The sequence below is a fragment of the Thermobrachium celere DSM 8682 genome, assembly GCF_000430995.1.
GTDB lineage: Bacteria > Bacillota > Clostridia > Clostridiales > Caloramatoraceae > Thermobrachium > Thermobrachium celere.
Genome location: NZ_HF952020.1, coordinates 2,877 through 3,472, shown reverse-complemented (window position 1 = coordinate 3,472; position 596 = coordinate 2,877). Strand labels below are relative to the sequence as shown.

Genomic DNA, 596 nt, shown 5'->3' with positions numbered 1-596 from the left:
AGCTCATATAATTCTTCTTCAGGCCATTCTGCTGCAACATCATATATTTCAGAAATTGATGGTAAAGTGTCTTCTCCTACAACTTTGTAGGAATTCAATACAATTGCCTACTTCATATTGGTAGTTAACTACATGTTTTCCTTACTTAAACATGTCCTATAGGTAAAATTGTAAGGTTTGATATACCAGTTAAAGAAGATACAAAAGGTAAAGATATAAAAGAACATTTTAATAAGTATTCTGTACAGGGAGTAGTTGTTGTAAGGGATGATTACCCAATTGGACTTGTTATGAAGAGTGAATTGACCTTTGCTTTGGCAAAGCCTTATGGTAATGAAATCTATTTAAATAGACCGGTTAGCATTATAATGAATAAATCTCCTCTTGTTGTAGACTATAATTTACCTATTTCAGAAGTAGCACAGCTTGCAATGTCAAGAAAAGAGGAAAACTTATATGATTATGTAGTAGTAACAAAAGAAAATAAGTATTATGGTATAGTTACAGTTAAAAAGCTATTAGAGTATGCTATGGAACTAGAGCTAAACTATGCAAGACATTTAAATCCATTAACAGGGCTTCCTGGGAATTTAATT

1 protein-coding gene is annotated in these 596 nt (G+C 31.4%); it reads left to right on the top strand.

The annotated features are described in order from the left end of the window. Positions 1-290: 290 nt before the first annotated feature. Positions 291-596: CBS domain-containing protein (locus TCEL_RS10415; RefSeq protein WP_040684036.1), on the top strand; the 306-nt coding region annotated here is incomplete at its 3' end.